The following is a 9,539-nucleotide window of genomic DNA, read 5'->3' as shown; positions in this document are numbered from 1 at the left end:
ACAAAGATCCTGAACACTTTATCTCCATAGACACTACAAAACGATTTCTGATAAAATCAAACATGAACCATTGCTATTCAACGGGTATTTTATATGTAAAATCAATACGACCGTCAAAGTCGGGAGAGTGCATACTATTAGGTCATGGTAGTGGTGGCAGACTTACACATAAGTTAATTGCAGACGTTTTTTATCCGGCATTTAAAAATCCGATTTTGTTGCAGGAACATGACGGAGGAATATTTACAGTAGATAAGAAACGTTTAGCTATCACAACAGATTCATATGTAGTTGATCCTGTGTTCTTCCCGGGAGGGAATATCGGAGATCTGGCAGTCAACGGAACGGTAAATGATTTGGCTTGTTGTGGAGCAAAACCCTTATATTTAACAGCCGGCTTCATTCTGGAAGAAGGATTACCCATGGATGATCTTAAGAAGATCGTTGATTCGATGAGCCGGGCTGCAGAAAAAGCCGGAGTGTTTATTGTTACGGGAGACACAAAGGTTGTAGAGCGAGGGAAACGCGATAAAATATTTATCAACACAAGCGGTGTTGGTATTGTGGATAATTATACCGATATTTCACCAAGAAGAGCGTGTGCAGGAGATATAATAATCTGTAGCGGTCTGATAGGAGTGCATGGCATAACAATTCTGTCCACTCGTGAAAGTCTGGGATTTGAAACATCTTTAAAAAGTGATACGGCTTCTTTAAGTGGAATGCTCAATAAACTTTGTTCAGAAATAAAAGACGTACACGTGCTTCGAGATGCGACAAGAGGTGGAGTAAGTAGTACGTTAAACGAAATAGCGCAATCATCCAATGTAGAGATTGAGATTGATGAAACGCTTCTACCTATACCCGAAGTCGTACGATCTGCATCTGAGATATTAGGACTCGATCCACTCTATATTGCAAACGAAGGGGTTGCTTTAGCAATATTGCCGGCAAAACTTGCAGAGGAGGCGTTAAAAATTATGCGGCAATTTCCGGAGGGAGAAAATGCTGTAATTATAGGTAGAGTAGCAACGGGAAAAGGTGCCTGTGTAAAAATGAAAACTCTTTTTGGAGGAAGGCGGATAATTCCAATGCTCAATGGAGATCAATTACCGAGAATTTGTTAAGAAAGATATAGTTAAGCGATTTACTAACTAAAAGTTTAGACATATGGGGACTAAAAAAAAAACGGTTTACGAAGACTGCGTAAGCAAAGGTGTCTCAAGGCGTGACTTCCTTAAATTCTGTGCCACCATGGGGGCACTGTTAGGCTTAGAGTCGTCTGGTGTTGCGCAAGTGGTAGAAGCATTAGAGAAAAAGTCCCGTTTACCAATCATCTGGCTTCATTTGCAGGAATGTACCTGTTGCAGCGAATCATTTATTCGCACGTCCCATCCTATTCTGGCAGATCTGATATTCGACCAGATATCATTGGACTATACGGAAACATTGATGGCTCCCGCTGGTTTCCAGGCAGAAAAGAGTATGCATGACACGATGCAGAAATACAAAGGTGAATATATCCTTATGATAGAAGGCTCTATTCCTTTGGAGAACGAAGCTTATTGTTGTATAGGCGGACGTAGTGCCAAGCAGATTCTTGAAGAAGCCGCAGAAGGAGCAAAAGCTATTGTTGCCTGGGGTAATTGCGCTTCAGCAGGCTGTGTGCAGGCAGCTCATCCAAATCCAACAAGAGCCACACCTGTGCATAAGATCATCAGAGGCAAGACAGTCATGAATGTTCAGGGTTGTCCGCCTATAGCTGAAGTAATGGCAGGTATTATCGTCCACCTACTTACGTTTAACAGAATACCTCAGTTAGATAGTCTGGGACGTCCGAAGGCGTTTTATTCCCGCCGGGTTCATGACACTTGTTACCGCCGTGCGAATTTCGATGCGGGTCTTTTTGTGGAAAGTTTTGACGATGAAAACGCAAAACGCGGGTACTGCCTGTATAAGATGGGGTGTAAAGGGCCAAGTACGTACAATTCTTGTGGTATTATCAAATGGAATGAAGGCACAAGTTATCCGATCCAAAGCGGACATCCTTGTATTGGATGTAGTGAAGACGGATTCTGGGATAGAACTCCTTTCTACAAACGACAGGAAACAATTAATGCTTTTGGGGTAGAAGCAACTGCTGACGAAATAGGGCTGGCGTTAGGTGTAGTTACTACCGGAGCATTGGCAGCACATGCGATTGCGACTAATATAAGAAAGAGAAAGCTGATAAACAACGAAAGTTCTGAAGAAGAAGGAACGAATAATTAATTCTAAATTTCGAAAACCATGTCAAAAAGAATAGTAGTTGACCCGATCACCCGCATTGAAGGTCATTTAAGAATAGAGGCGGAGATTGAGAATGGGGTAATTAAAGATGCGTTCAGTTCCGGAACAATGGTCAGAGGAATAGAAAAGATTGTTCGTGAACGCGATCCGAGAGACGTTTGGGCCTTTGTTGGCCGTGTTTGTGGAGTTTGTACTTCTACCCACTCTTTATGCTCAGTTCGAGCTGTTGAAAATGCTTTAGAGATCGTAATCCCGCCCAATGCAGAGATGGTACGCAATATCATGGCGAATGTATTATTCATGCACGACCATGTTGTCCACTTCTATCATCTTCATGCTTTTGACTGGGTGGATGTGGTGTCAGCTCTTAAAGCTGATCCAAGTGCAGCTTCTGCAGCAGCATCTAAATTATCGGACTGGCCTAAAAGTTCAACCGGTTATTTTAAAGGAATACAAGACCGGGTGAAGAAATTCGTTGAGAGCGGACAACTTGGCATATTCGCCAATGGCTATTGGGGACATCCGGCTTATAAACTAAGCCCGGAACAGAACCTCATTGCCGTTGCTCATTATCTTGAAGCGTTGGAATGGCAAAAAGAGATTGTTAAGGTTCATGCCGTATTCGGAGGGAAGAACCCTCATCCAAATTATGTTGTCGGCGGTATGCCCTGCAGCATCAACCTTGATGAGGCAAATGCCATAAATGCGGAAAGACTGGCTTTTGTAAAAGAAAAACTCCTTGAAGCAAAAACATTTATCAATCAGGTTTATGTGCCCGATATACTCATGATAGCCAATGTTTATAAGAATGACTGGTCAAAAATAGGCGGAGGAATACGTAATTATTTAGCTTACGGAGATTTCCCGATGGGCTCTTATGGTGAAACTGAAACATATAAAATGCCTCGGGGTATCATTTTAGACAGAGACTTAAGTAAAGTTCATCCCGTAGATGCAAACTCACCGGAAGAGATAAAAGAATATATCTATCATTCCTGGTACACATACAGTAAAGGGAACAGTGAAGGACTTCATCCGTATGAAGGGGAAACTGAACTGAATTACACAGGGCCGAAACCGCCTTACGATTATTTAGATGTGAACGACAAATACAGTTGGATCAAAACCCCACGTTGGAAAGAACAACCGATGGAAGTAGGCCCTTTAGCGAGAATGCTTGTTGCTTATGCTGCCGGCAAACAACCTCAGAAGGATTTAATCGACAGTGTACTGAATGAATTGGAGCTATCGGCAGATGCTTTATTTTCCACATTAGGCAGAACAGCCGCCCGCGCCCTTGAATCCAAGCTTAATGCGGATTGGGCTCTGGAATGCTTCGAGAGATTGATGGATAATCTTCAAGGAGACTCACGCATGTTTGATCCGGAAAAATGGAAAGATGAACAATGGGCAAACAAAAGTCATGGTGTGGGGCTAACAGAAGCTCCGCGTGGTGCATTGGCTCATTTCATTGTTATTGACAACAAAAGAGTCAAAAATTACCAGATGGTAGTACCCACGACATGGAATGCCTCTCCCCGTGATGAGAAAGGCATTTTATCCGCGTATGAATCATCACTGATAGGAACGCCGGTACATGATCCGAATATTCCTTTAGAGATATTGCGTACCATACATTCTTTCGATCCCTGTTTAGCTTGTGCAGTACACTTGTATGACCCAAACGGGAAATATGTTCATGCCGTAGATACATTTTAAGGTTTGTAAAAATGAGAGTTCGCAAAGAAAATCTAAAAGAAGTGTATGTATGGGAAATTCCTGTACGTATTTTTCATTGGCTTAACGTATTATGTATAATAATCCTGTGCGTTACAGGCTTTATTATTGCAGATCCTGTCGCTATCATTGACGCAACAGAGGCTACCTATAGTTTCTGGTTCGGGTATATCCGGTTGATTCATTTCATCACTGGTTTCGTATTCTTTTTTAATCTTATTTTCCGGTTTTACTGGAGTTTTGCGGGGAATCGCTTTGCAAAATGGAACAATTTTGTTTTGCTCAAAAAATCTCAGTGGAAAGAGTTTTTTGCTGTGGTAAAAGTTGATATTCTGATGGCAAGAGCAAAACAAGTGGAAAGTGTTGGACATAATGCTGTTGCCTCTTTCACCTATCTTATTCTGTTTGTAGTATTATTATTACAAGCAGTTACAGGCTTTGCATTATATGCGCAAATGAGTCAGGCTACTTTTCCAAAGGTATTTGCGTGGATCATTCCGCTTTTCGGAGGAGAATTCATCGTTCGGGATATTCATCATGCGATGACCTGGTTCTTTATCTTATTCACTTTAGTACACGTTTATCTTGTTCTTTATCACGATTATATTGAACGTCGTGGAGAGACATCCGCTATGATCGGAGGATGGAAATTTGTTGAGGAAGGTGTTGTACATAAACTTGAGAAAGAAGAAAAGAAGGAAAAAGAAGAAAAAGAAAAACTTTAGAAAGAGAAGGAAGAAGAAAAGAAAAGCTGATGGAAACATTGATTTTGGGGGTTGGTAATCTTTTATTGGAAGATGAAGGCGTAGGTATTCATGTTATCCGGGCTTTGGAGAAAGAACCTCTGCCACCGAATGTTCACTTAATGGATGGTGGAACCGGAGGTTTTCATCTGATAAGCTGGTTGGAGAAATATGATCGTATTATTATGATTGACGCAACCTTAGATGATAATGCTCCGGGAACGATACGCGTCATCAGCCCTCAGTATGCATCCGACTTTCCTCCGTTAATGAGCGCTCATGAGATAGGATTAAAAGATATGATCGAGGTCATGCAGCTCTCTTCCGGGAAATTACCTGATATTTTACTCATCGTAATCTCTGTACTTAATATCAGCAACGTAGGGATGAACCTTTCTCCTTCTGTTGAAGCTGCTATTCCTGAAGTTATACAGATGTTGAAGACTCTTGTTTGACAACCACAAATACCTACATATAGGTATTGGGCAGGCACTCTTTTCAAGGTAATTTTGTTGTTTCATACTAAAGCAGACATGAGACTATCGGAACTACAGACAGGTGAGAACGGCATAATTGTCAAAGTATTAGGAAAAGGAGCGTTCAGGAAGCGTATTATTGAGATGGGGTTTATTAGGGGAAAGTCCGTTGAAGTGATCAATAATGCCCCATTGAGAGACCCGATACACTACAAAGTGATGGGTTACAACGTCTCTCTTCGTCGTAGTGATGCTGCACTAATAGAGGTTGTTTCCGAAGCGACATATAAAGATTTAAAGAGTCAGGCTATAGATAGCAAAGACACTCCTTCCGTAAGCGACTCTCCTGAGAATTTCCTCTATGAACTGGCAATCAAGAAAGGAAAGACTATTAATGTCGCTTTGGTAGGGAACCCGAATTGTGGCAAAACATCTCTTTTCAATTTTGCTTCCGGTGCGCATGAACGCGTCGGCAACTACAGTGGGGTTACTGTTGATGCTAAAGAGGCGGTATTTTATCAGGACGACTATACATTCCGGATAACAGACCTGCCGGGTACTTATTCGCTGTCATGCTATTCTCCGGAAGAGTTATACGTCAGAAAGCATCTTAATGAGGAACATCCGGATATTGTAATTAACGTTGTTGATGCAAGTAATCTGGAACGCAATCTATACCTGACAAGTCAGTTGATCGACATGGATGTACGCACGGTGATTGCGCTGAACATGTATGATGAATTGGAGAAAAGCGGTGATAAGTTCGACTATGAAGCACTTTCACGCATGACGGGTATTCCTATCGTTCCGACAGTCAGCAAAACAGGAGAAGGGATAGAACAATTGTTTAAGCGGGTTATTCAGGTATATGAAGAAAAAGACCCCGTTTTACGCCATATCCACATTAATTACGGTGAAACTCTTGAGAAAGCAATTACCAATGTAAGAAACTTATTAAGAGGCAATCAACATATCTCGCGAGGCGTGTCAAAACGCTTTCTTGCGATCAAACTACTTGAAGGTGATAAGGAGGTAGAAGATTTTGTGCGTTCACTGCCCAACGGCAATGCGTCAAGCATTTTGGCTGAAAGAAATAAGAACACAGCTCATATCAAAAACCTTTTATTGGAGGACAGCGAAACGTCATTCACAAACGCCCGCTACGGCTTCATAGCAGGAGCATTACAGGAAACCTTCGAACCAAGCAAAATAAAAAATGCCTCACGCACTCAGTTCATAGACTTACTTGTAACACATAAACTATTAGGATTCCCCTTCTTCATCGCCTTCATGTGGGTCATGTTTGAGGCGACATTCCGGTTAGGAGATTATCCGATGGGCTGGATTGAAGATGCCGTTGCCTTCCTCGGAGATTTAGTAAGTAACAACATGTCAGAAGGGCCGTTTAAGGACTTATTAGTAGATGGTATTATCGCGGGTGTAGGAGGAGTAATCGTATTCCTGCCCAATATACTTATCCTCTACCTCTTCATTTCTTTCATGGAAGATTCCGGCTACATGGCTCGTGCCGCCTTTATTATGGATAAACTGATGCATAAAATGGGCTTGCACGGCAAATCTTTTATTCCGCTTGTCATGGGATTCGGTTGTACCGTACCTGCCATCATGGCAACACGTACGATAGAAAGCAGAAGTAGCCGAATGATCACGATGCTGATCAACCCGCTGATGAGTTGTAGTGCACGATTACCTGTATATGTCTTATTAATAGGCGCTTTCTTCCCCAATAATTCCAGTCTGATGATGCTTATCATTTACATGACGGGAATTGTCTTAGCAATTATCGTCGCACGTATATTCAAACGTTATCTCTTCAATGAAGAAGACGTTCCCTTTGTTATGGAACTTCCCCCCTACCGAATGCCGACTGCAAAATCCATCTTCATTCATATGTGGGAAAAAGCACGCCAATATCTACGGAAAATGGGAGGAATTATCTTAGTGGCATCCATCATTATCTGGTTTTTAGGCTATTACCCAAATCATTCACTGGGAGCAGACCTGATCGACAAACAAATAGCTGAAATAGAAAACACAACGATCAACGAAGACATAAAAAACGAACAAATTATCGAACTGGAGCATAAAAAGGCAATGGATCTGCAACGCAACTCCTATATCGGTCAATTAGGACGTACGATACAACCCGTATTGGCACCGTTAGGATTTGACTGGAAGATCAGCGTCAGCATACTGAGTGGAATGGCCGCAAAAGAAGTCGTGGTTAGCACTTTAGGTGTTTTATATACCGGAGACTCCGAAGAAAGCCAGGCTCTGCCGGAACGCATCAAGCAAGATCGCGATGAAAACGGAGAATTAGTATTCAGTCCGTTAGTCGCATTTAGCCTCATGCTATTTGTATTGATCTACTTCCCCTGCATAGCCACCGTAGCCGCCGTCATACGCGAATCCGGCTCATGGAAGTGGGGAGGATTTCTCATCTTATATTCATGTTCATTAGCCTGGATCGTCTCCTTTATCGTTTATCAGACAGGCACAATTCTAAACAACCTGATAGGATAAACAGTTATAAGAGTAAGAACAAAACATTAAAACATTATGTGGCAAGAAATAGCAGTTATTGCGACAGGAATTGTGACCCTGATCTACGTCGGATGGAAAATCTATCGTTTCTTTACAGAACAAAAGAACGCTTCCGGAATGTGCGGAGGATGCACAGGATGCAACCTTAGCCAGAAAGGACTCAGGCAACATCATTGCAGATAATAGAATTTAAAAAACAGAAACCAGATTAACCAACATATATAGGAAACAACCTATAAGTAGAAGAAAGGCACTTCCTATATACTATTCAAAAGGTGCTATTTAAGAAGTTGGAGTATTGTTTTTTCCAACAATTTACCTCTTAGATCTTTGTGAATGATTACCCCGTTCGGATTGAGAAGCAAGGTCGTAGGATAGCCAGTGACACCATATTGTTCTTTTATGGGATTCTCCTCATCAGATACAATCTGAGGCCATGAAATACCCTATGCTTCAATTAACCGGTTTAAATCTTCCGGCGAACTATCACCAACTATACTGATTATTTCAAATCTTGAAGTGTCAACTCTTGCGTACAACTCCTTCAGGTTGGGTAATTCGTCTAAGCACGGACCGCACCAGGTAGCCCAAAAATCAATCAACACGTATTTACCGTTTAATCGATCCAAAGAAATAGAGTCGTGTGTGATAAAATTTTCACCCTTAAAAGGAAAGGATTTAAAACCTGTCTGAGTTGAATAAATCTCTTCTTTGGGTTTATTTATTTTCTCTAACACTAATACGTTTTTATTCTTATTAACCCCTAAATTCTTATACCAAGCCCCATCAAACTCAATATACTCATTAACGCAATAACATCTTCTTTTTTCAGCTTGGCATTATTACTTAATAAGCGATCATGAACAAATGCAATATCCGGTTTACTATAAGAAATATCGGTAAAACCGTTGGAACAGACAGCGATTGTTTTCCCCTGATAATCGGCAGTAGAATATTGAGGAAAATTACAAAAGAACATATCATATCCACGATTATACATAACCATAAGAGGTGCTTGCACTTCTATTATTTTGTTGTCTTTATAGGTCTCAAAAGAAACATCGATCGCACGAATTATAGCCAATGAACACTGTTTAGACTTCCGCTTGCTTCCATATCTACAGCAGTAAAAGGAATTTCATCGCTTAAATCCAGATTATTATTGGCATCCACCACTATTTTCATTGCTCCTGTAGAGTCCTTGCCAAATGCAAAAATTATTTTTGTTTTCAGTTGATCCTTGGATAAATTAACCGTATCCGGAGTCCAGTTCCACGCTACTTGCAATTTGTCATACCATTCTTGGGAAATATTGCCCGCCAAATAATTTTGATAAATATTCTGAAATATATCCGTTTCAACATGCCCGTATTTAACATCTGTCAAACCTTCCGGTGCAACTAAAACCATTGGCATAGTTTTTCTCCAGGGATTATTCTCATTCAAATCATCCGGAGACATAGCACCAAGAGAAGAATTAAACGGACCATAACCGGTATGTGAAGTCAATGGAAGTTCGATAATCTTATTCTGTTGTGTACAACCAAATAAGAAAAAAACATAAGAAACAATGAAGATAAAAGAAATCGGTCTCATTATAGATTTATTTAAGTTTCGCAAGTTCAACTTGCCAGTTTTAATTTGTAAATATCAAAAACATGCTTGATCTCTTCAGACCTGTTTATAATAGCATCATAGATATCCTCGTCTGTCAATCCGAAGAGGTTGG

Annotated in this window: 10 protein-coding genes; 7 read left to right on the top strand and 3 right to left on the bottom strand. The window is 40.9% G+C overall.

Going from position 1 to position 9,539, the window contains the following annotated elements; all coding sequences use genetic code 11:
- Positions 1–62: 62 nt before the first annotated feature.
- The 7 genes from hypE to PHT93_RS14550 all read left to right on the top strand — a co-directional run bounded on the left by hypE (position 63) and on the right by PHT93_RS14550 (position 7,993).
- Positions 63–1,127 carry a hydrogenase expression/formation protein HypE gene (gene hypE, locus PHT93_RS14580; protein ID WP_300244387.1) on the top strand — a complete coding sequence of 355 codons (1,065 nt, stop codon included), beginning with the start codon at positions 63–65 and terminating at the stop codon, positions 1,125–1,127.
- Positions 1,128–1,170: 43 nt separating this feature from the next.
- Complete coding sequence (locus tag PHT93_RS14575) at positions 1,171–2,271, top strand: hydrogenase small subunit (protein WP_300244385.1); 1,101 nt, start codon at positions 1,171–1,173, stop codon at positions 2,269–2,271.
- Between the two features lie 18 nt (positions 2,272–2,289).
- Positions 2,290–4,008, top strand: a complete 1,719-nt coding sequence (locus PHT93_RS14570; protein WP_300244382.1) for a nickel-dependent hydrogenase large subunit — start codon at positions 2,290–2,292, stop codon at positions 4,006–4,008.
- A gap of 11 nt (positions 4,009–4,019) precedes the next feature.
- Positions 4,020–4,751 carry a Ni/Fe-hydrogenase, b-type cytochrome subunit gene (cybH, locus tag PHT93_RS14565; RefSeq protein WP_300244379.1) on the top strand — a complete coding sequence of 244 codons (732 nt, stop codon included), beginning with the start codon at positions 4,020–4,022 and terminating at the stop codon, positions 4,749–4,751.
- A 29-nt stretch (positions 4,752–4,780) separates the two neighbouring features.
- Positions 4,781–5,224, top strand: a complete 444-nt coding sequence (locus PHT93_RS14560; RefSeq protein ID WP_300244376.1) for a hydrogenase maturation protease — start codon at positions 4,781–4,783, stop codon at positions 5,222–5,224.
- Positions 5,225–5,302: 78 nt separating this feature from the next.
- Complete coding sequence (gene feoB, locus PHT93_RS14555) at positions 5,303–7,789, top strand: ferrous iron transport protein B (protein WP_300244373.1); 2,487 nt, start codon at positions 5,303–5,305, stop codon at positions 7,787–7,789.
- Positions 7,790–7,825: 36 nt separating this feature from the next.
- Complete coding sequence (locus PHT93_RS14550; protein WP_300244370.1) at positions 7,826–7,993, top strand: FeoB-associated Cys-rich membrane protein; 168 nt, start codon at positions 7,826–7,828, stop codon at positions 7,991–7,993.
- Positions 7,994–8,256: 263 nt separating this feature from the next.
- On the opposite strand, the gene PHT93_RS14545 is transcribed toward PHT93_RS14550, so the two are convergent.
- Genes PHT93_RS14545 through PHT93_RS14535 form a run of 3 tightly spaced genes read right to left on the bottom strand, consistent with a single transcriptional unit; the run spans position 8,257 to position 9,406 of the window.
- Complete coding sequence (locus tag PHT93_RS14545) at positions 8,257–8,547, bottom strand: TlpA disulfide reductase family protein (protein WP_300244368.1); 291 nt, start codon at positions 8,545–8,547, stop codon at positions 8,257–8,259.
- Positions 8,548–8,573: 26 nt separating this feature from the next.
- A complete protein-coding gene (locus PHT93_RS14540; RefSeq protein WP_300244366.1) occupies positions 8,574–8,894 on the bottom strand; it encodes a hypothetical protein in 321 nt (106 codons plus the stop codon).
- A complete protein-coding gene (locus tag PHT93_RS14535; protein WP_300244364.1) occupies positions 8,885–9,406 on the bottom strand; it encodes a hypothetical protein in 522 nt (173 codons plus the stop codon). Before PHT93_RS14535 ends, PHT93_RS14540 begins: the two co-directional genes overlap by 10 nt.
- Positions 9,407–9,539 lie beyond the last annotated feature (133 nt).

It is taken from the genome of Massilibacteroides sp. (assembly GCF_028705895.1).
Taxonomy (GTDB): Bacteria; Bacteroidota; Bacteroidia; order Bacteroidales; family Tannerellaceae; genus Massilibacteroides.
This window is presented reverse-complemented; position numbering and strand designations above follow the sequence as displayed.